Genomic DNA, 21,001 nt, shown 5'->3' with positions numbered 1-21,001 from the left:
GGGCGCCGTTGGCAGTCTGAAAATCACCCGCAACGCCCCTCTCCGGGCCACCCCCTGCGCCGCCCCCGTCCGTCCCCGCAGCGCGTCCCTCTCGCGGGGGAGGGATGGGGGGAGCGCTCTCGCTGGGGAGGGGGTGGGGGGAGGGGGTGGGGGGGCTGGGGGAGGGGGAGCACTCGCGCTGGGTGCGGCTTCGGGGGTGGGTGCGGTGGGGTGGGTTCGTCCGTTCGGGTCATGCGTGTCCGTTGGCCGGATTGTCCGGCGTGGCGGGGGGAGACTGCGAGCGGATGGGGGCGGTGCGGCGCAGGAGGAGGAGTGGTGGCGGGCACGGAGGAGGCGGTGGCGGCCTGGGTGCCGGGTGCGCGCGGGGCGGACGGGCTGCCCCGGCACGGCGTGGACCGGGCGACGTTCCTGGCGATCGCGGGCGCTCGCGGTGGGCCGGAGGCCGTCCGGCTGTTGCGTGCGGGGCAGTTGAGCAAGCGGGCGCTGCTGCTGCTCGCGCTGCGCCGGGCTGTGCCGGACCACGAGGGCTATCGCGAGGCGTACGCGCGGGTGCGGGCGCTGCAGCGCGAGGACCGGGCGGGGTGGGAAGAGGTGCTGCTGCGGCCGGAGTTGGATGCCTGGGCGGCCGACTGTCTGCGCGGTGTGGCGGCGGGTGCGGAGGGTTCGCCGGGCGGTCCGGGCGAGTTGGGGGACTTCCTCCGGGCCGACGTCGGCCGGAGGCTGGTGCTGGAGTGTGACGGGTTGCGCTGGGCGCCGTCGGTCGATCACGTCGGGCCGCGCCGGGTGGACTACGGCCGCCCGCCGGCCGGGCCGCTGACCGACGCGGAACTCGTCTGTTGGGAGGAGAGGTTGGCCGGCGCCTGGCGGATCCTGGTGCGCCGCCACCGGCGGCACGCGGAGGCGGTCGCGGCCTGCGTCACCACGATCGTCCCGCTCTCTCCCGCCCCCGGCGGGGAGGCGGTCAGTGCCGCGGCCCGCCGGGCGTACGGGGCGGTGGCGGCCTCGTTGCCGGAGGAGCCGGTGCTGCTGGCGCTGGCGTTGGTCCACGAGTTCCTGCACGTTCAACTCGGCGCCCTGCTGGACCTGGTGCCGCTGCACCGCCCCAACGGTCCGGCCGTCTACCACGCCCCCTGGCGGCCCGACCTGCGGCCGGCCGGGGCGCTGCTGCAGGGCACGTACGCGCACCTGGGGGTCGCGGACTTCTGGTGTACGGAGGCTGCCGCGGGCGCGGGCGCGGGCGCGGATGCGGGCCGGGCGGAGCGGGAGTTCGTGCGGTGGCGGGGGCACAGTCTGGCGGCTGCGGACACGCTGCTGCGCTGCGGTGAACTGACGCTGCACGGGCGGGAGTTCACCGAGGAGCTGGTGCGTTCCGTGCGGGAACTGGGTGGCGGTGCCGGTCGGCGGGCCTGAGGTCGGTGCTCCGGCCGACGTCCGCGGGTGGGGGGAATCAACCGGAGGACTCGAACGCTTACCCGGGTGCTTACCCCGGCGGTGCGCTTCGGCGCGCGCCAGGGCGAAGTGCGCGACCGCTGTCCGGGTGAAAAACTCGGGGCTCCGAGCCCGTTGTACGACGTCGGCCGCCTGGCGGGCCCGACGTGAGTCCAATGTGAGTCGACAACGTGCCGCGCGGAGCCTCCGCGGGCACTACATTGGGTCGCAACTGGGTGGGCTTACCCACCCTCGGCAGGTCCTAACCGCGCCTAAGGAAACGAATATGACTCCGGTAACCAGCACCAGGCCGGCCGGCAAGCTCACTGACACTCAGGAGACGCCGGAACGCCCGTCCCTCGCCGATCTCGCCGCCCTCGGGGCAGAGGAACTCGCCTCCCGCCTCCAGCGCGCACTCCCCGGCGCGGAATCCGGCCTCGTGCCGGTCGCGGCCTTCAACTCCTCGATCTGACCCGGCCCGTACCGCCGGGCAGGACCAACCGAGCCGATCGATCCGAACGGATCCCCGAGAAGTTCCATGACGACGTCAACTCCGCTGCCCCTGACGCAGTTCGTGGTCAAGATCCATAGCAGATGTGATCTCGCTTGTGACCATTGCTACGTCTACGAGCACGCGGACCGCAGCTGGAGCTCCCGCCCGAAGGTCATCGCGGACGGAATCCTGGCCAAGGCCGCCGAACGCATCGGCGAGCACGCGGCCGCCCACCGGCTGCCCGCCGTCCGGGTCGTCCTGCACGGGGGAGAACCCCTGCTCGCCGGCCCGGACCGCTTGCGCCGCGCCGCCGAGGCGTTCCGGGCGGCGCTTCCGCCCGGCTGCGCGCTCGACCTGCGCATCCACACCAACGGTGTGCTGCTGAACCGCGCCTTCTGCACGCTGTTCGCGGAACTGGACCTCAAGGTCGGCATCTCGCTGGACGGCGACAAGGCCGCCAACGACCGCCACCGGCGCTTCGCCGACGGGCGCAGCAGTCATCCGCAGGTGCTGCGGGCGGTCGCGCTGCTGAACGAGCCCGAGTTCCGGCACCTCTTCGCCGGGCTGCTCTGCACGATGGACGTCGAGAACGACCCGGTGGCGGTGTACCGCGCCCTGGCCGAACTCCGTCCCCCCGCCGTCGACTTCCTGCTCCCGCACGCCACCTGGGACGAGCGGCCCAAGCGCCCCGCCGCCCTGGGCGCCACCCCGTACGCCGACTGGCTGCTGACCGTCCACCGGCTGTGGGAAGCGGACGGGCGGCCCTTCGCGGTCCGGACCTTCGAATCCGTGCACCGCACCCTGCGCGGGTTCTCCAGCCTCACCGAGTCGCTCGGGCTGGAGCCCTCGGACCTGGCCGTCCTGGAGACGGACGGCACCTTCGAGCAGGCCGACAGCCTGAAGACCGCGTACGACGGCGCGCCCGCCACCGGGCTGAACGTCTTCGCGCACAGCCTCGACGACCTGGCCCGCCACCCCGGCATCGCCGCCCGCCAGTCCGGCCTGGCCGGACTGAGCGAGGCCTGCCGAGCCTGCTCCGTGGTGCGCTCCTGCGGAGGCGGGCTGTACGCCCACCGATTCCGGAGCGACGATGGAGGAGGCAGCTTCGACCATCCCTCCGTCTACTGCGGTGATCTCATGACGTTCATCAACGGTCTTGCGGGGAGCGCCGGTTCGGCTGCCGTGCCGCCCCAGGGCGGGCAGCAGCCCGCCCCCGAACCCGAGCTGCTGCCCGGCGCGCTCACGTCGTCGCAACTCGACGAACTCGCGCGGGGCTACGGCGGCGCGGAGACGGTGGCCGCGCTCGGACGCTCCCAACTCGCCCTCACCCGGGCGATGCTGGCCGCCGCCTGGGACGCCTCCGGACAGGGGCGGCCCGAGGCGTGGGCCCTGCTCTCGGAGCTGGACGACGAGGCCCCCGCCGCCGTCGACGCCGTCCTCGCACACCCGTACGCCCGTACCTGGGCGGCCCGACGGCTCGCCGGGGACCTGGCGGTCGGGCTCGGCCCGCTGGCCTCGCTGGCCGCGGCCGCCGCGGTCCGGGCCGGACGGGGGGACGCGGTCGCGGTGCCGGTGCGCGGCGGGTGGCTGCACCTGCCGACACTCGGGCGGATCGCCCTGCCCGACGGCGAGGCGGTGGTCACCGGGCGCGCGGACGGCTTCGAGGTGCGGGCCGGCGACGGCACGGTGCGCACGGCCCTGGACGAGCCGCTGCGGCGGGTCCGGCTGGCCGGCGGCTGGACGGTCGCCCTGGAGGACGCCGACCCGATGCGCGACTGCCACGACCACCCGGTGGCGGACCGGCTACCGGACGGCGAACTGCTCGACTGGACGGGCGCGTTGCGCGAGGCCTGGGAGCTGCTCGGGCGGGACCTTCCCGGGTACGCCGAGGGCATCCGGACCGGGCTGACCACGGTCACCCCGTTGCGGCCGGGCCCGGCAGGCCGGGACGTCAGCTCGGCGGCCCGGCAGGCGTACGGCGCGGTCGGCATCGCCCGGCCGGCCACCGCGCCGACGCTCGCACTGCTGCTCGCGCACGAGTTCCAGCACGTCAAACTCGGCGCGGTGCTCGACCTGATGGACCTGTACGACCGCGCCGACACGGCGTTGTACTTCGCCCCCTGGCGGCCCGACCCCCGGCCGCTCGAAGGGCTCCTCCAAGGCACCTACGCCCACCTGGCCGTCACCGAGTACTGGGGCACCCGAACCCTGGCGTACGACGGGCTGCCGGGCGAGGCCGCCGACCGGGCGCGCGCACAGTTCGCGCTCTGGCGGCGGTACACCGCCGAGGCCGTGGAACGGCTGGCCGAGTCCGGCGCCCTGACCGGGACCGGCTTGCGCTTCGCCGACGGCATGCGTGCCACTGTGGCACCCTGGCTCGCCCTGCCGCTGCCCGCCGCCGCCGAGCACGCGGCCGACCGGGCGCGACGGGAACGGGCCGGAGTCTGACCTCCCACTCCGCCCTGCCCCGGGACCTCCCTCACCCCGGGGCCCTCAACCCCGGGGAACCGTCATCCTCACCGAACCGCGAACCGGCAGCGTCGCCGTCGCAGACCCCGTCCGGCCACCCGTCGCCGCATCCGTCACGCCGGCCGTCCGTCCTCATGTCCGCGCGCTCTCGCGCGAGTTCGCCGACCTCGGGGTCCGCGCGGGCACGGTGCTGCACGTCCAGGCGTCCCTGCGCGCGCTCGGCCCGGTGCCGGGCGGGGCCGCGGGCGTGATCGACGCCCTGCTGGACGTGCTGGGCCCCGAGGGCACCCTGGTCGCCTACACGGCCACTCCCGAGAACTCCGCCACCTCGCGCATCCACCAGTCCGCCACCGCCGGTCTCTCCCCGGCGGAAGTGGACGACTACCTGGCCGGGATGCCGAGGTTCGACCCGGCCGCCACCCCCGCGTCACCCACCATGGGAAGGCTGTCGGAGGCGATCCGGACGTACCGGGGCGCGTGCCGCAGCCGCCACCCGCAGACCTCCTGGGCGGCGGTGGGCCGTCGAGCGCAGGAGATCACCGGCAGTCACCCGGACGAGTGTCACCTGGGCTTCGACTCCCCGCTGGGCCGGCTCTACGACCTGGACGCCCGGGTACTGATGATCGGCGTGCCGATGGACCGTTTCACCGCCTTCCACCTGGCCGACCTGCGGATGCCCGACGTCGCCGTCCGCCAGTACCGCTGCGTGGGGGAGCACGGGTGGACCGCCTTCGAGGCACCCGACCTGGACGACCTCCACTTCGGCGCTCTCGGCGAGGAGGTGCTGCAGGCCGCCCGCGGAATCACCACGGCGCGCATCGGGGGTGCGGAGTGCCGCCTGATCCCGGTCCGGGAGTCCGTCGACCTCGCGGAGCGGATCCTGCGCCGCACCCGCACCCGCACGGGTCCCCGGGCCTGAGTCCGCGTCGGCGGGGGGCGCGGCCGTCCGAGCGCGCAGGGTATAACTGGCATCGCTCTGCGTGCTCGGTGTGTCTCTGGAGGTCGAGGAAACAGTGGCGCGGGATCTGAAGGCTCTCGTGGCGATCGCAGCCGTCGGTGCGGCACTGGCGCTGGCACCTGCGGGGAGCCCGGGCGGTGCACCGCAGCGGATCGGCTACTTCTCGGACTCGCCGCTGCCCGAAGGGAACGTCCCCCTGACGCGGCTGCCTCCCGAGGCCCGACCGCAGCCCGCCTCCCCGCGCCCCCGGAACGCCGGGGCGCGGGGCAGGGAGTAGGGAGTATCGGGTGGGGGCGGCCGATGATGCCGTGCCGGATTCCGGCACCGTCAGGCGAGTTCGCGGACGGCGGCGGCGACGGCCCGGAAGTCCTTGCGCAGGATCTTGGAGTGGTTGCTCGGGACCTTCGCGCTGACCGTGATGTTCGGGTTGCGGGCGAGCACGGCGCCGAGACCGGCGCGGAGCCCTTCCATCACCTCGGCGTCGCCGCCCAGGTTGCCGCCGGTGGCCAGCACGTAGCGGGTCGGCACGGTGATGCGGTCGAAGACCGGGTCGAGGGCGGCGGGCGCGCAGAGTTCGTTGAGCTCGATGTTGATCTCGGCGTGCTGGGCGGCGCTCATCCGGGCGGCCATGCCGAGCCGGCGGCAGATCGGGAACAGCGGGCTCAAGCGGCGGAAGAGTTTGCGGATCCGGGCCTTGGTGGTGTCGTCGAGCCACTCGTGGGTCATCGCGCCGTCCACGGACACCGCCCCCAGCACCCGGTCCGGGTTCCGGGCGGCCCAGTGGACGGCGAGCATGGCGCCGTAGGACCAGCCGACCAGGATCGCCTTCTCGACTCCCCGTGCGGCGAGGACGGCGTCGAGGCTGCGGACCGAGGACTCGAAGGAGTAGTCGCAGGACGTCCCCGACTTTCCGCGGGCGCGCTCGTCGAAGGTGATGTGCCGGTAGCCGTCGCCGAGTTCGGCGATGACGCGCTTCCAGTGCGACCGGTCGGCGTAGGAGCCGTTGAGGTAGACGACCGGGGTGCCGGGGCCGCCGGTGTCGGTGACGGCGAGGGCGGTGTCGTCGACGGGGGCCATGCCGGTCCAAAGGGAGCGCTGAACGGTCGTCTCGACGGCCATGGTGTGCCTTCCTGCTGGTTCCGGCTGGTCAGAGGGTGCGGGCGGTGATGTCGCCCTGGGCGGTGGTGGCGCGGATGTCGAGGGTGGTGGTGCCGTCGTTGCGCAGGGCGTTGGTGATGCGGCCGTGGCCGGTGGCGGCGTCCAGGGCGGCGGAGGCGCCGGGGGCGGTGTCGACGGTGATGTCGCCGAGTTGGGTGCTGAGGGCGAGGGTGCCGCGGTGGGCTTCGGTGATGCGGATGTCGCCGCGGGCGGTGCTGATCTCGGCGGGGCCGGTGAGGCGGCCGATCTCGACGTCGCCGTCGACGGCGGTGAGGCGCACGCTCGCGGCCTCGTCGATCTTGATCCGGCGGTGGGCGCCGTCGAAGGCGAGGTCGCCGAGGCGGCCGACGACGCGCAGTTCGGCGGAGGCGGCCTCGGCCTCGACGTCGGAGCCGGCCGGCAGCTGGACGGTGACCTCCACCGAACCGGGGCCGACGAGCTGGTTCCCGGCCTCGGGCACCCGGATGCTCAGGACGCCGTCGGTGTAGGTCACGGTGGTCTGCTCGGCGGTCCGGACGTCGCGGTTCCTGCCGGGGTCGGCGGGGCGGACCTCGACGGTGGTGTCGGGGCGGTCGGCGGCGATCAGCTGGACCCGGCCGGCCGGGACGTTCAGGACGGCGGTGATCGCGGCGGGGGTGTCGAACTTCTGCATCGTGCTCTCCGGTGTTCGTCGGTGTTTCTGACGATGGAAAAGCTACGTTGCGTTCAGAGGTCAGGCAACAGCTTCGTTGCTTCAAATGGCCATCACTACAGGTGAAAGCGGAGAAATCGTTGCGCTGGGCGCAGGCTTAACGCAACGACCCTCACCCCTTGCGTTGCAATGGGGTGAGGGTGAACGCTCTGCGGGCCGCTGTTACGGCGTCACGGGCTCCAGGCGCAGCCGCCGGAGGGGCCAGGGCGGCGGTGCGGCGGGGCCGAACCAGAGGCGGACCTCCTCGCCGGTGCGCACGGGCAGCCGGGGGAAGTCGTTCTCGGCGTGCTCGGTGCGGTGCAGCGCGTGCTGCGGGCTCAGATTCCCTTCGGCATAGGCCTCGAAGGCAGCGGCGGCGGCAGCGGCGGCGGCCGCGCCGGCATCGGCATCGACACCGGCATCGGGACGGCGAGCGCCGAGGCGGCAGACGGTGGCGAGCACCTCGCGGGTGCCCGGCGGCGGGGTGAAGCCCGGGCCGCGCAGCAGCAGGACGTCGTCGCTGTCGACCATGGTGGCGTTGGCCGCGTCGCGGTGCGCCTGCCAGACCGGGCCGCCGTAGAACGCCTCCAGTGCGCGACGGCGCTCGGGCATCGAGGGGAAGGCGCGCAGCCAGACGAAGCGGTCCGGGTCGTCCAGGTCGCGGAAGCGGCCGCCGACGGTGATGCCGACCGCCTGCTGCCCGGTCACGAACTCGCGCTCGAACAGCTCGATCAGGGTTTCCCGCGCGCCGGGGTGCAGGGTGTACTGGCGGAGCTCGACGATGGTCATGCGCCGCAGGTTAGGGGTGGTCCCCTGACATCCCCCGTCAGTGGATACTGGCGCCATGCGTGCGAGTCGGCTGGTCACCCTGCTCCTGCTGCTGCAGAACCGCGGCCGGATGACGGCCGAGCAGTTGGCGGGGGAGCTGGAGGTCTCCGTCCGTACGGTCTACCGGGACGTCCAGGCGCTCGCCGCGGCCGGCATCCCGCTCTACGGCGACGCCGGGCACGCCGGTGGCTACCGGCTGGTGGACGGCTACCGGACGCGCCTGACCGGGCTGACCGCGGACGAGGCGCAGGCCGCCTTCCTCGCCGCGCTCCCGGGTGCCGCCGCCGAGCTGGGCCTCGGCGGGGCGCTCGCCGCCGCCCAGCTCAAGCTGCGGGCCGCCCTGCCGGCCGGACTGCGCGAGCAGGCCGGGCGGATCCAGGAGCGCTTCCTGCTCGACGCCCCGGGCTGGTACGGCGACGCGGACGACACCCCGCACCTGGCCGGTGTCGCCGCCGCGGTGTGGGCGCGACGGGCGGTGGTCCTGCGGTACCGGCGCTGGCGGGCGCCGGAGGAGGTCGAGCGACGGGTGGAGCCGTACGGGCTGGTGCTGAAGGCAGGGCGCTGGTACCTGGTCGCGGCCGGGCCGGCCGGGCTGCGGACGTACCGGGTCGATCAGATCATCGGACTCCGGGAGCAGGACGAGGAGTTCGTCGTACCGGACGGGTTCGACCTGGGCGCGTACTGGGCGGGCTACCTGGACGACTTCCGGGCGCGGCTGCACACCGGGGAGGCGCTGGTCCGGCTCACCCCGGAGGGCGCCCGCCGCCTCGGCGTGGCACCCGCGGCCGGGGGAGGCCGGACGGAGGCCCGGGTGCCCATCGAGTCGGTCGACCACGCGCACGGCGAGTTCCTGCGGCTCGGCACCGACGTCGAGGTACTGGAACCGGCCGAACTCCGCGACCGCATCGCCGGCACGGTACGGGCCCTGGCCGCCCGCTACACCGCGTGAGGCGGACGGGCCGAGGAGCGGAGCGAGGGTACTGCTCCTGCAGCGGAGGCAGCAGCATCGTTTCGGTCATGTCAATTCGTGCGGGTCGTTGTGCTATTCCATTGGGGTGTCAGTCGTTCCTACACTGAAGCCCCGCCGCACGGGGGCTGCGGGAGGCAGGTTGCCGACGGGCCCGGGGGAGGCGCGTGTGACTGACCGGGGCTGGGACGAGGACGACACCCGGCCGTACTTCTTCCTCTCCTACGCGCACACCCCGAAAGCCGGTGCGCGTGGCGCCGGCGACCCCAACCACTGGGTCCGGCAGCTGTACCGGGACCTCTGCGAAGCGGTGCTCCAACTGACCACCGTGCCCGACGGCGTGCCGGTGGGCTTCATGGACGAGTCCATGCACCAGGGCGAGTTGTGGGCCGACCGGCTGTCCGACGAGCTGGCGAGCTGCCGGGTGTTCGTCCCGCTCTACTCCCCCCGGTACTTCAACAGCGTGCCGTGCGGGCAGGAGTGGCACGCCTTCACCCGCCGCCCCGTCTACCCGGCGAACCTCGACTCCGAGCGCACCAGCGGCATCGTCCCCGTGCTGTGGGCGCCGATGAGCCGCTACCGGCTGCCCAAGGTGGCCAGCGAACTCCAGTTCAACCACGCGAGTTTCGGCCCCGACTACGCCACCGAGGGCCTCTACGCCCTGATGAAGCTCAGCTACTTCCGCTCCGCGTACGAGCTGGCCGTGCACCGCCTGGCGGCCCGGATCGTGCAGGTGGCGGAGGAGACCGTGATCCCGATCGGGCGGCGGCTCGAATTCAACGCCCTGCCCAGCGCCTTCAACGTCACCGCGCCCACCAAGCAGCTGCGGATCTCCGTCCTCGCCTACCACCAGGGCGAGCTGCCGGCCGACCGCAACCCCGACTACTACGGCGAGCGGCGCACCGACTGGCACCCGTACCGGCCGGTCGGCTCGCCCATCGCCCAGCACGCGGTCCGGCTGGCAAGGCAGTTGGGCTTCCAGCCGACCGTGCACGAGTTCGACGACGAGGTCGAGTCGATCATCGGGGGCAACGCCGAGGCCCCCGGCCTGCTGCTGCTCGACCGGTGGGCGCTGCGCGACCCGCACCGGCGCGAGCTGGTGCGGCGCTTCGACCGCTCGGACGCCACCTGGGTGAGCGTCCTGGAACCGTGGAACGCCGACGACCCGGAGTGCGAGGAACAAGCCGGTGAACTGGGCGACCTGAGCGACGACGCCCTGCGCATCACCCGGCGCGCGAGCCGCCCCAGCTTCCTCGGCGCCGCCGGCCCGACCGGGCTGCACTCGCTGGAGGACTTCGACGACGCATTGCCCCGCGCCGCGATGAAGGCCAAGTACGCCTTCGAGGGACGCACCAGGGCCGAACCCGAGGAACCGCCACCGCCCAGGCCCAGCCTGCGCGACGCGTTCCGGCGCGGGGGAGGCGGCTACGGACCGGACGGATCCGGGCCGGACCCCTTCGACGAGGACCGGAACCAGGGCAACGGCCGGGGCGCCCGGGACGACGGCCACCGTGACCCCGGCCACCGCGACCGCCCCGGCGAGCGCACCGGCCACCGCAACGACCCGTACCGCGAGCACGACCCGTACCGCGACGACGGCGATGACCCCGATGACGGGATGGCGCCCCTGGGAGGACGAGGAAACCGATGACCGAGAACCGCACCAGGAACCTCCGCCTCGGTGGCCTCACCGCGGCCGACCTGGCCGACCGGCGGGAGGCCGAGCGGCAGGCCGCGGAGCAGGACCGCAACGGCCGGATCATCACCTTCTACTCCTACAAGGGCGGCACCGGCCGCACCATGGCCCTCGCCAACACGGCCTGGATCCTGGCCGCCAACGGCTTCCGGGTGCTCACCGTGGACTGGGACCTGGAGGCGCCCGGCCTGGCCAAGTTCTTCCACCCCTTCCTCGACCCGGCCTCGCTCGCCGGGACCACCGGGATGATGGACCTGATCGCCGAGTACCGCGAGGAGGCGCTGCGCCCGGTCGAGCACGCCGAGGGCTGGCACCTGGACTTCGCCCGGGTCCACCCGCACGCGCTGTCGCTCACCTGGCCGCACTTCCCGGCCGGCGGCAGCCTGGACTTCCTCTCCGCCGGCCAGTTCAACCGGGACTACTCCGAGGCCGTCACCCACCTCGACTGGGACATCTTCTACGACCGCTTCGACGGCGGGCAGTTCTTCGACGCCCTCAAGGCCGACATGGCCAAGCGCTACGACTACGTGCTGATCGACTCCCGCACCGGCCTGTCCGACATCGCCGAGATCTGCACCGTCCAGATGCCCGACGACCTGGTGGTCTGCTTCACCCTGAGCGACCAGTCCATCGACGGCGCCTCCCGGATCGCCCAGCACATCCACGACCGCTACCGCGAGCGCGGCATCCGCATCCTGCCCGTCCCGATGCGCATCGACGAGGGCGAGAAGGAGAAGGCGGACGCCGGCCGCGCGCTCGCCCGGGTCCGCTTCGACGGCCTGCCCACCGGCCTGGGCGGGGAGGAACTCGCCCAGTACTGGGGCTCGGTGGAGATCCCGTACCGGCCGTTCTACGCCTACGAGGAGATCCTGGCCACCTTCGGCGACCAGACCGGCACGCCCACCTCGATGCTGGCCGCCTGCGAGCGGCTGACCTCCACGATCACCGAGGGGCGGGTCTCCGGCCTGCCGCCGGTGGACGAGGCGGTACGGCTGCGCTACGTGGACGCGTTCACCCGCCGCCGCCCGTCCGTCCCCGCCGACCTCTACCTCTCCTACGTCCCCGAGGACCGGATGTGGGCGGACTGGATCGAGTCCGTCCTCACCCGGGCGGGCTTCCGGGTGCTGCCCCGCGACCTCAGCGCCGGCACCGACCCGCGCGAGGAGACCGAACGCGGCATCGACTCCGCCTTCCGGACGGTCGCCGTGCTCTCGCCCGCCTACCAGCGCTCCCCGCAGGCCCGGGCGCTGTGGGAGTCGGTGGTCAGCTCCGACCCGTCCGGCACCCGGCGCCAGCTGCTGCCCGTCCGGGTCGGCGACGTCCGGCTCACCGCGCCGTTCAGCAACCGCAACCCCGTCGACCTGGTCGGCCGCGACGAGACGCAGTCGATCCAGAGCCTGCTGCGCGCGCTCGGCCGCGGCGACGCGCCGCTCGACGACGCCCCCAACGGCGGGCCGCGCTTCCCCGGCAGTAAGCCGTCGGTGTGGGACGTCCCGCCCCGCAACCCCTCCTTCACCGGCCGCTCCGCCGTCCTGGAGCAACTGCGCAACCAGCTGCGCGGCGGAATGGCGGCCGTCCTGCCGACCCCGCAGACCCTGTACGGGCTCGGCGGCGTCGGCAAGACCCAGGTGGCGCTGGAGTACGCCCACCGCTTCATGTCCGACTACGACCTGGTGTGGTGGATCGACGCCGAGCAGACCGAGCTGGTCGCCCCGGCGCTCGCCGAACTCGCCCGCCGGCTGGGCCTGCGGGTCGGCGACTCGGTGACCGAGGCCGCCGAGGCCGCCCGGGAGGCACTGCGCCGCGGTGTGCCCACCTCGCGCTGGCTGCTGATCTTCGACAACGCCGACGAGCCCGCCGAGATCCGCCGCTTCTTCCCCGGCGGCTCCGGCCACATCCTGGTCACCTCCCGCAACCAGGCCTGGACCGGGCACGCCGAGGCGCTGGAGGTCGACGTCTTCACCCGCGGCGAGAGCGTCGAGCACCTGTGCCGGCGCGCCCGCAGCCTCTCCCGGCCGGACGCCGACCGGGTCGCCGAGGCGGTCGGCGACCTGCCGCTGGCCGTCGAGGTGGCCGCCGCCTGGCTGGACACCACCGGCACCCCGGTGGAGACCTACGTCGCCCAGCTGCACGCCGAGGCCGCCCGCGCGCTGGCCGTCGGCCGCCCCGCCGACTACCCGACCCCGGTCGCGGCGACCTGGAACGTCTCGATCGGACGGCTGCGCGAGCAGTCCCCGGCGGCGGTGCGGCTGCTGCAACTGTGCGCGTTCTTCGCACCCGAGCCGATCTCGATGAACCTCTTCTACAGCGACCAGATGATCAGGGCGCTGGTGAAGTACGACGCCGACCTCAGCGACAAGTTCATGCTGGGCAAGGTGATCCAGGCGATCGGCCGGTACGCGCTGGCGAAGGTCGACGCGGGCAGCAACAGCTTCCAGGTGCACCGCCTCGTCCAGGCGGTGATCCGGGCCGGGATGACCGCCGACGAGCAGGAAGTCGCCGTCCACGAGGTGCACCGCATCCTCACCGGCGCCCGGCCCGTCCTCGGCGACACCGACGACCCGGCCAACTGGCCCGCCTTCGACGAGATCTGGCCGCACCTGTCGCCCTCCAAGGCGCACAACTGCGACGAGGCGGACACCCGCCAGCTGCTCATCGACCGGGTCCGCTACCTGTGGAAGCGCGGCGAGCTCGACCGCGCCCGCGACCTCGGCCACGCCCTCGACGCGGAGTGGACCAGCAAGCTCGGCGAGGACGACCGGCAGACCCTGCTGCTGCGCTTCCAGCTGGCCAACGTCCTCCGCTCCCAGGGGAGTTACGCCGAGGCGCTGGCGCTGGACGAGGCGACCCTGGAACGGCAGCGGGCGCTGCTCGGCGAGCACCACCCGTACACCCTGATGACGGCCGGCTCCCTCGGCGCCGATCGCCGGGCGCTCGGCCGGTTCCAGGCCGCGCTCGACCTCGACCGCGAGATCCTCGACCAGTTCCGCGAGTTGTTCGGCGACGACAACCCGCGCACGCTCTCCATGGCGAACAACCTGGCGATCGACTACCGGCTGGTCGGCGAGAGCGAAGCCGCCCGCGAACTCGACCAGGAGACCCTCGACCGGCGCACCGCCGTCCTCGGCCCCAAGCACCCCTACACCCTCATCACCAAGTCCGCCCTCGCCCGCGACCTGCGTGAACTGGGCGACTACCGCGGCTCGGTGGAGCTGCTCCAGGAGGTCACCGCGGACTTCGGCGACGGGCTCGACCCCGGCCTGCCGGAGAGCCTGCGCAACGCCAAGTCGCTGGCCGTCTCGCTGCGCCGGATGGGCCAGCTCGCCGAGGCCCGCCGGATCACCAAGGAGACCTACGAGCGCTACCTGGAGCGCTACGGCGCCGACGCCCCCGACGCGCTGGCCTGCGCGCTCAACCTGGCCGCCGACCACAGCGCGTTCGGCGACAAGGAAGCCGCCCGCGACCTCTGCTCCACCGTCTTCGAGGGCCACCGGCGGCTGTTCGGCGACGAGCACCCGTTCACCCTGGCCTGCGCCAACAACCTCGGCATCTACCTGCGCGGCAGCGGCGACGTCCAGGGCGCCATCGAACGCGGCCGGCTCACCGTCGAGGGACTGACGCGCTCGGTCGGGCCCGAGCACCCGTACACCCTCAACGCGATGATCAACCTGGCCAACGCCTACGGCGACGACGGGCAGCTGGCGCTCGCCGAACAACTCGGCCGGGCCGCCCACCAGGGCCTGTGCGAGCGCTACTCGGCGCAGCACCCGGACGCGGTGGCCTGCGAGGCCAACCTGGCCGTCACCCTGCGGACGGCCGGCCGGCACACCCAGGCCGCCGAGCTGCGCGCGCGGTCGATCGCCGAGCTGATCCGGCAGTTCGGCGAGGAACACCCCAACACGGTGTCGGCACGCGGCTGGAAGCGGATCAACCGCGACCTGGAGCCGCAGCCGGTGTGAGGCCGTCCCGGCAGGGGGCGGGGTACGCTGCCGAACCATGGTCGACACCCCGCCCCCGGTCCTGGTCACCCGGCGCCTCGCGCCCGGCGTCATCGAACGGCTGACCGCCCACCACGCCGTCACCCACCACGACTCCGACCGGGCGATGGACCGGTCCGAGCTGCTCGCCGCCGTCCGCGGCCGGCAGGCCGTGCTCACCACCCTGGACGACCGGGTGGACGGCGAGTTCCTCGACGCGGCCGGCCCCGGGCTGCGGATCGTCGCCAACCACGCGGTCGGCTACCACAACATCGACCTGGCCGCCTGCGCCGAGCGCGGCGTGCTGGTCACGCACACCCCCGGCGTGCTCACCACTGCCACCGCCGACATGGCCTGGGCGCTGCTGCTGGCCGCCACCCGCCGGCTCGGCGAGGGCGAGCGGCTGCTGCGCTCCGGCGCGCCCTGGACGTGGGCGCCCAACTTCCTGCTCGGCCTGGAACTGGCGGGCACCCCGCTGGGCGTGCTCGGCATGGGCCGGATCGGGCAGGCGGTGGCCCGTCGGGCCCGCGCCTTCGACATGCCGGTCAGCTACCACAACCGCCGCGAACTGCCGCCCGAGCAGGCCGAGGGCGCCGACTGGAAGCCGCTGGAGGAACTGCTCGCGACCTCCACGGTGCTGGTCGTCACCTGCCCGCTCGGCGAGGCCACCCGGCACCTGCTGGACGCCCGCCGCCTGGCACTGCTGCCGCGCGGCGCGGTGGTGGTCAGCATGACCGCCGGAGTGGTGGACGAGGAGGCGCTGGCCGCCGCGCTGGAGTCCGGGGCGCTGTTCGCCGCCGCCGTGGACAACTTCGAGCACGAGCCCGTCGTCCCGGCCGCGCTGCTCGCCCAGGAGCGCGTGGTGCTGGCCCCGCACCTCGGCAGCGCCACCGTCGCGACCCGGCAGGCGATGGGCGGCCTGGCGGTCGACAACGTCCTCGCGGTCCTCGGCGGCGCGGAACCGCTCACCCCGGTGCGGCCCTGACCCGGTGCGGCTCCGGCCCGGTGCTGCTCTGACGCGGAGCGGCTTCGGCCCGGCTAGCCCGCCGCCCAGGCCAGGGCGGTGGTCATCACCCGGAACGCCCCGAAGTGCGCGGCGCCGGGTTCGAGGAACAGCTCGGCGGCCGGGATGTGGTCGGCCAGCCAACGGGAGTGGTCGACCGGCGAGAACTGGTCGTCCGCGCCGTGCCAGAGCCAGGTCGGGACACCTATGGACCCGACCTCGAAGCCCCAGTCGGCGGTGAAGGCCAGCACGTCGTCGATCCAGCCGTCCGCGCCGTGCCGGAACGCCTCCCGGTAGTTGCTCTGCAGCATCCGTCGCAGCCCGCTGTCGGCCACCACCTCCCGGTCGGCGGGGGACAGTTCGGTGCGCAGCCCGTTCAGCAGCCGGACCGGGTCGTCCTTGATCTGCCGGGAGCGGAACTCCATCGCGTCGGCGATCCGGCCGTGCCCGCGCTCGGCCTCCTGGTAGGCCCGGACGTTGGACGGGGTCATCCCGGCGTACCAGTCCAGGCCGGTCGCGTTGCGCGGCGCGAGGCCCACCAGCACCGCGACCCGGCTGACCCGCTCCGGCAGCAGCGCCGCACAGGCCAGTGCGTGCGGGCCGCCGCCGGAGCGGCCGAGCACCGCGAAGCTCTCCAGCCCGAACTCGTCCGCGATGGCCCGCACGTCGGCGGCCGCCGCGCTCACCCGGCGGCCGAACAGCCGGGTCGAGTCGCCGTAGCCGGGCCGGTCGTACGAGATCAGCCGCACGCCCAGCCGGTACAGCACGGTGGAGCGCGGGTGCGGACCGACCCTGCTGCCGGGCATGCCGTGCAGCAGGAACACCGGCCGGCCGCGCGGGTCGCCGAGGGACTCGACCGCGAGGGCGCGGTCGTCCGCGGTCTTGACCATCCGTAACGACACCTGCGGCCTCCTCAGTGCTCCCGGTCGGTTCGGTGCTCCGGGGCGGTTCCGTGTTCCCGCTCGGTCTCCTGCTCCCGGGCGCCGTCCCGGTCCTGCTCCCGGTCGTGCTCCTGCTCCCGGTCGGTGGTGGTGCGCACCTCCCGGCGGGCCTGCCAGGTGGTGTGCTCGCGGGAGATCGCGTCCTCGGCGTCCCGGGCCAGCCGGGCCCAGATCTCCTCCGCCTCCGGCGAGTCCAGGTCCAGCTCGGCGAGCTGGCGCTGGATCTGCGCCAGCTCCTCGGCGGCCAGCCCGTACGCGGCGGCCAGCGGCCGGTACTGGCGCAGCTGCGCCCACGCGGTGACCGACGCGGCCACGGCCGAGACGGTGCCGAGCGCGTCGTAGGTGAACGCGCCGAGCGCCCGCAGCAGGGCGAGCACCAGCCCGAGCGCGGGCAGCAGCACGCCCAGCACCCCGGCCCAGTGGCCGGTCCGGGCACAGTAGCGGGCCTTGGCGCGGTACCAGTCGTGCTGCACCTGGATCCGTTCGGCCAGGTACACCTCGCGGCGCACCGCCAGCGGCTGCTCGCGCAGGTCGCGCATCGCCGCGGTGATGTCCGCCCCGCTCCCCGCCCCGCTCCCCGGCACGGCCGCCGGGCCGTCCCGGAAGGCGCCGAGCACCCGGCCGAGCTGGAAGCGGTACAGCCCCTCGGCGTCCGGCAGGGCGCGCGGCGGCGGCTGGTAGGCGTCGGCCCGGACGGCGTACTTCCAGACCAGGGTCTTCACCGACTCGGCGGCCGCCCGGCCCTCGTACCAGAGGCCCTGCGGGTTCTGCCGGCTGATCAACACCGCCAGCGCGACCGCGCCGAGGTAGGCGACGGCGGCCGGCCAGGCCCAGGGCTCGCCGTCGGCCGAGCCGGTCGCGGCGGCGACCACCAGCAGGACCAGCTCCCAGGCGGAGAGCAGCACTGAACGGCGCTGCCCGCGAAGCGAGGCCGCGTCGGCGGCCCAGAAGAATCCGGGCAGCAGGTCCCGCTCACGCACCCACCCGGTCCGTCCCGCCCCAGACGCCATGTTCGGCCCCCACCCGTCGCTCCGGTCGCTCCGCTCTCCTGCCCCGGGCGGGTTCCCGGTACGCCTGGCGCCGCCCCGGGCGGCCCGCAATGGCCGGGAAGGCCCGGTGGTTGTCCGGTACTCCGCGTGTTCATGCCGCCACCCAGCGTGCGGGGTGCGGCGGCCCGCCGGGCGGGGGCGGATCGGTGGGTGTACGGGCGCAGGCGGGTCGGCGGGCGTACGGGCGGGGACGGGTCAGTAGGTGTAGAGGACCCGCTCGGCGTTGTCGGCCATCTGCCGGGCGTTCCACTCGGTGCCGCCCGGGACGTTGCCGGAGCGGAACAGCGGCGGGGCGGGGGCCTCCCCGGCGGCGGCCCGGTCGGCGAGGCGGCCCACCGCAGAGGCGACCACGGCCTGCATCAGCGCGCTGGTCACGATCGTGGAGACCGGGCCGAAGGTGGTCTCGGCGCCCGGGTGGGTCAGCTCGCCGTCGCCGACCGCGATCTTGCTGTCCAGCACCACGTCGCAGTGGTCCTTCAGGTAGGTGCCGGACGGGTGCGCCGAGGGCACCTCCCGCGGGTAGGCCAGCGAGGTCACCCCGACCACCTTCAGCCCGCGGTCCCGGGCGTACCGGGCCAGCTCGACCGGCATGACCTGGCGGCCGGACAGCGAGATCACGAACAGCAGGTCGCCGGTGGTCGCCGGGGTCAGGTCGAGGGTCGCGGTGGCCAGCCCGGGGACCCGCTCCAGGGCGCTCGACAGCGGAGCGGGCATCACCGTCACCCCGGCCGTCCCGGGCACGTTCAGCAGGTTCACCGGGACCAGGCCGCCCGCCCGGTAGACCACGTCCTGGGCCGGCAGCGAGGAATGTCCGGCGCCGAAGGTGAAGACCCGGCGGCCCTCGGCCATCGCCTCCGCCAGCAGCGCGGCGGCGGCCTCGATGGTGTCGGCCTCCTCCTCGCGGACCCGCTGGAGGTGGGCGATCGCGGCGTCGAAGTACCTGCCGACCAGGTCGTTCATCTGGTGCCTCCGCTCTCTGCCGGTGAGGGAGCCGGCCGGGTGGGGCGGTCCGGGTGGTCCAGACCGCCGGTGGAGAAAGCTACGGCGAGCACGGTCGCGTCCCGGCGGTCCCGCTGTCAACAGGAACGAAATGCCGTACCGGAAGCCCCCGAGCGGCCCCGGTTGTCGCCCCGGTAGGTCAGAATTGGCGATGAGGACACCGAAGAACGGAGCCAGCGGCGATGTCTGGGCTGATCGACACCACTGAGATGTACCTTCGCACCATCCTGGAGCTGGAGGAGGAGGGCATCGTCCCGATGCGCGCCCGGATCGCGGAGCGCCTGGAACAGAGCGGGCCCACGGTCAGCCAGACGGTCGGCCGGATGGAGCGCGACGGTCTGCTGCAGGTCGCCGGGGACCGTCACCTCGAACTCACCGAGGAGGGCCGGCGGCTGGCGGTGCGCGTCATGCGCAAGCACCGCATCGCCGAGTGCCTGCTCGTCGACGTGATCGGGCTGGAGTGGGAGCAGGTGCACGAGGAGGCCTGCCGCTGGGAGCACGTGATGAGCGAGACGGTCGAGCGCAAGGTGCTCGCCATGCTCGGCCACCCGACCCAGTCCCCGTACGGCAACCCCATCCCGGGCCTGGACGAGCTGGGTGACGCCAAGGCCGAGGGCGAGGGCTTCGACGCCGGTCTCGTCCCGCTGGACAGCGTCAAGCCGGGCGACACCGGTGCCGACGTCGTGGTCCGCCGGATCGGCGAGCCGATCCAGACCGACAGTGCGCTGATGAGCACGCTGCGCCGGGCGGGCGTCCGGCCGGGCTCCACGGTCAAGGTGAACGCGGGCGTGGTCGGCGGCGTGCTGGTCGGCAGCGGCGAGAACGCGGCGGAGCTGGGCAAGGACATCGCCCAGCACGTTTTCGTCGCCCAGGCCTGAGGTTCCACCGCCCGGACCGGGGCTCCACCGCCCGGCCCGATGCCCCACCGTTCGGTACGACGACCAGGGCCCGCTGCGTTCCGTGCAGCGGGCCCTGCTCGTCCTCCCCGTCCCTCCCTGTTCCCTCCCGTCCCTCCCTGTTCCCTCCCGTCCCTCCCTGCTCCCTCCCGTCCCTCCCTGCTCCCTCCCGGCTCCCCTCCGGCGCCTCGCCCGGCTTCCCCGTCCGAGCGACCCTCCGGCGCCCCCTCACCGCAATTCCTCCCCTCGGCCGATCATGGCAATCCTTGAGCGCTGTCACTCGTACGAGGGGCTTCTGCGGTTGACCAGCGGGTAGACGGAAGCCTTATCCGGACATGCGTATGACGGGCCCCGCCTCCGGTGGGAGGCAAGGCCCGTCACTGGCGCGCGTGGTGTCGCGCAGTGCACGCCCTCGCCCGATCGGCGTAGGGCGGCCGTGCAGGGGAGGGTGAACCGGCGGGGGAGGCCCCGCTCAGCCCACCGCCGCCGGCTGGGCGGCCGGGGCGGCGCGGTGGGCGGGCGCCTCGCGTCCGCAGGCGTACGCGAGCGGGCTGATCAGCTCGGCGGCGTCGGGCAGCCAGCGGTTGAGCGCGGAGGGGGAGCGGGCCCACTGGGCGTACCCGGTGGAGCCGATCCGGGACGGCGGGGCGACCGTCCAGTCCCCCTCGCCGCGGGCGACCAGGTCCAGCCGGCCGGGCGGCCAGCCGAGCTTGCGGAGCATCTCCGGGAGCTTGGCCGCGACCCCGGGCAGTACCAGGAAGTGCAGCCGGCGGCCGATCCGTCCGGGCGCGGCGGGCAGCACCGCCACCGGGCCGAGCTGGAGATCCATCCGCTCCATCCGGGCCAGCGCCAGGCAGCCGGCCGTCTCCGGCACGTCCAGGACGTCGAAGGAGCGCCCGGTGGGCAGCAGGATCGAGGCCTGGGGCCGCTCGGTCCACCAGCGCCGTACCGCCCCCGGCCCCGCGCTCGCCTTGCGGGCCCAGTCCGCGTCCAGCGGGTGGGCGCCCGGCAGCGTGCAGCGCAGGTCGCCGCAGGAGCAGCGGGCGGGCCCGTCGCCGTCGATCAGCCAGGCGCCCGGAGCGACCTCCCAGTGGCGGTTCTCGGCGTAGCCGACGGCTTCGATGAGCAGCGGGGGCAGGCCGGCGTTCTCGTCCTGGCCGGAGGCGTCGGGGATGTCTTCCACACGCTGCTCAACTACCGTGTGTGAGCCTGGTTACGGCCCGGAGGTGCCCGGTTGGGTGCATCCCGGCAATGTCACCCGTTCCGGTTACTCAACCGAGTTGGGGCGGCCGAAGGCGGGCGCAGCGGGGGCGCACGGGAGCATTTCCCAGGGCGCAAGGGGGGTGCGGATCGTCACCGTGGGTATCCCGCTGGCGTTGCTGATCGCTAACCTGGTGTCAGATTCCTTGGACGGTCGGACAGTCGGCAACAGATCAGCAGAATCGTCGCCCGCCGGCCGGGACCGGAGG

The 21,001-nt window shown here is 73.9% G+C and carries 16 protein-coding genes; 9 read left to right on the top strand and 7 right to left on the bottom strand.

The genetic code is table 11. From position 1 onward, the window contains the following. Positions 1–315 precede the first annotated feature (315 nt). From ACIGG8_RS32440 to ACIGG8_RS32425, 4 genes are all read left to right on the top strand, one after another. The gene (locus ACIGG8_RS32440; protein ID WP_396552252.1) at positions 316–1,410 is read left to right on the top strand and encodes an aKG-HExxH-type peptide beta-hydroxylase; all 1,095 of its coding nucleotides are present in this window, start codon (positions 316–318) and stop codon (positions 1,408–1,410) included. 304 nt (positions 1,411–1,714) lie between these two features. Beyond that, a complete protein-coding gene (locus ACIGG8_RS32435) occupies positions 1,715–1,900 on the top strand; it encodes a hypothetical protein (protein WP_350524897.1) in 186 nt (61 codons plus the stop codon). A gap of 66 nt (positions 1,901–1,966) precedes the next feature. Further along, complete coding sequence (locus tag ACIGG8_RS32430; protein ID WP_396552251.1) at positions 1,967–4,369, top strand: FxsB family cyclophane-forming radical SAM/SPASM peptide maturase; 2,403 nt, start codon at positions 1,967–1,969, stop codon at positions 4,367–4,369. A gap of 208 nt (positions 4,370–4,577) precedes the next feature. Next, complete coding sequence (locus ACIGG8_RS32425) at positions 4,578–5,309, top strand: aminoglycoside N(3)-acetyltransferase (RefSeq protein ID WP_396552250.1); 732 nt, start codon at positions 4,578–4,580, stop codon at positions 5,307–5,309. 366 nt (positions 5,310–5,675) lie between these two features. On the opposite strand, the gene ACIGG8_RS32420 is transcribed toward ACIGG8_RS32425, so the two are convergent. The 3 genes from ACIGG8_RS32420 to ACIGG8_RS32410 all read right to left on the bottom strand — a co-directional run bounded on the left by ACIGG8_RS32420 (position 5,676) and on the right by ACIGG8_RS32410 (position 7,965). Next, entirely contained in the window at positions 5,676–6,467 is a 792-nt protein-coding gene (locus ACIGG8_RS32420; protein ID WP_396552249.1) for an alpha/beta fold hydrolase, read from the bottom strand. A gap of 28 nt (positions 6,468–6,495) precedes the next feature. Further along, entirely contained in the window at positions 6,496–7,158 is a 663-nt protein-coding gene (locus ACIGG8_RS32415) for a DUF4097 family beta strand repeat-containing protein (RefSeq protein ID WP_396552248.1), read from the bottom strand. 201 nt (positions 7,159–7,359) lie between these two features. Then, positions 7,360–7,965: an NIPSNAP family protein gene (locus ACIGG8_RS32410; RefSeq protein WP_396552247.1), complete on the bottom strand. Its 606-nt coding sequence runs from the start codon at positions 7,963–7,965 to the stop codon at positions 7,360–7,362. A 55-nt stretch (positions 7,966–8,020) separates the two neighbouring features. On the opposite strand from ACIGG8_RS32410, the gene ACIGG8_RS32405 reads away from it, so the two are divergent. From ACIGG8_RS32405 to ACIGG8_RS32390, 4 genes are all read left to right on the top strand, one after another. Further along, positions 8,021–8,953 (top strand): helix-turn-helix transcriptional regulator, encoded by a 933-nt coding sequence (locus ACIGG8_RS32405; RefSeq protein ID WP_396552246.1) that lies wholly within the window; start codon positions 8,021–8,023, stop codon positions 8,951–8,953. A 187-nt stretch (positions 8,954–9,140) separates the two neighbouring features. Beyond that, the gene (locus ACIGG8_RS32400; RefSeq protein WP_396552245.1) at positions 9,141–10,622 is read left to right on the top strand and encodes a TIR-like protein FxsC; all 1,482 of its coding nucleotides are present in this window, start codon (positions 9,141–9,143) and stop codon (positions 10,620–10,622) included. Then, positions 10,619–14,626 (top strand): FxSxx-COOH system tetratricopeptide repeat protein, encoded by a 4,008-nt coding sequence (gene fxsT, locus ACIGG8_RS32395; protein ID WP_396552244.1) that lies wholly within the window; start codon positions 10,619–10,621, stop codon positions 14,624–14,626. The genes ACIGG8_RS32400 and fxsT overlap by 4 nt, the downstream gene beginning before the upstream one ends. A 37-nt stretch (positions 14,627–14,663) precedes the next feature. Further along, a complete protein-coding gene (locus ACIGG8_RS32390; protein ID WP_396552243.1) occupies positions 14,664–15,629 on the top strand; it encodes a 2-hydroxyacid dehydrogenase in 966 nt (321 codons plus the stop codon). A 53-nt stretch (positions 15,630–15,682) separates the two neighbouring features. On the opposite strand, the gene ACIGG8_RS32385 is transcribed toward ACIGG8_RS32390, so the two are convergent. The 3 genes from ACIGG8_RS32385 to ACIGG8_RS32375 form a co-directional block, all read right to left on the bottom strand. Continuing rightward, a complete protein-coding gene (locus ACIGG8_RS32385) occupies positions 15,683–16,549 on the bottom strand; it encodes an alpha/beta fold hydrolase (protein WP_396552242.1) in 867 nt (288 codons plus the stop codon). Positions 16,550–16,560: 11 nt separating this feature from the next. Then, positions 16,561–17,568, bottom strand: coding sequence for a DUF4231 domain-containing protein (locus ACIGG8_RS32380; protein WP_396552241.1), 1,008 nt, complete (start codon positions 17,566–17,568; stop codon positions 16,561–16,563). Between the two features lie 264 nt (positions 17,569–17,832). Then, a complete protein-coding gene (locus ACIGG8_RS32375; RefSeq protein ID WP_396552240.1) occupies positions 17,833–18,597 on the bottom strand; it encodes a sugar isomerase domain-containing protein in 765 nt (254 codons plus the stop codon). A 221-nt stretch (positions 18,598–18,818) separates the two neighbouring features. Between ACIGG8_RS32375 and ACIGG8_RS32370 the strand changes: the two genes are divergently transcribed. Then, the gene (locus ACIGG8_RS32370) at positions 18,819–19,514 is read left to right on the top strand and encodes a metal-dependent transcriptional regulator (protein WP_350524908.1); all 696 of its coding nucleotides are present in this window, start codon (positions 18,819–18,821) and stop codon (positions 19,512–19,514) included. Between the two features lie 490 nt (positions 19,515–20,004). Here ACIGG8_RS32370 and ACIGG8_RS32365 read toward each other — a convergent pair whose 3' ends face one another. Further along, positions 20,005–20,706 (bottom strand): bifunctional DNA primase/polymerase, encoded by a 702-nt coding sequence (locus tag ACIGG8_RS32365; protein WP_350524963.1) that lies wholly within the window; start codon positions 20,704–20,706, stop codon positions 20,005–20,007. Positions 20,707–21,001 lie beyond the last annotated feature (295 nt).

This window comes from Kitasatospora sp. NPDC085464, from assembly GCF_044541955.1.
GTDB lineage: Bacteria > Actinomycetota > Actinomycetes > Streptomycetales > Streptomycetaceae > Kitasatospora.
This window is presented reverse-complemented; position numbering and strand designations above follow the sequence as displayed.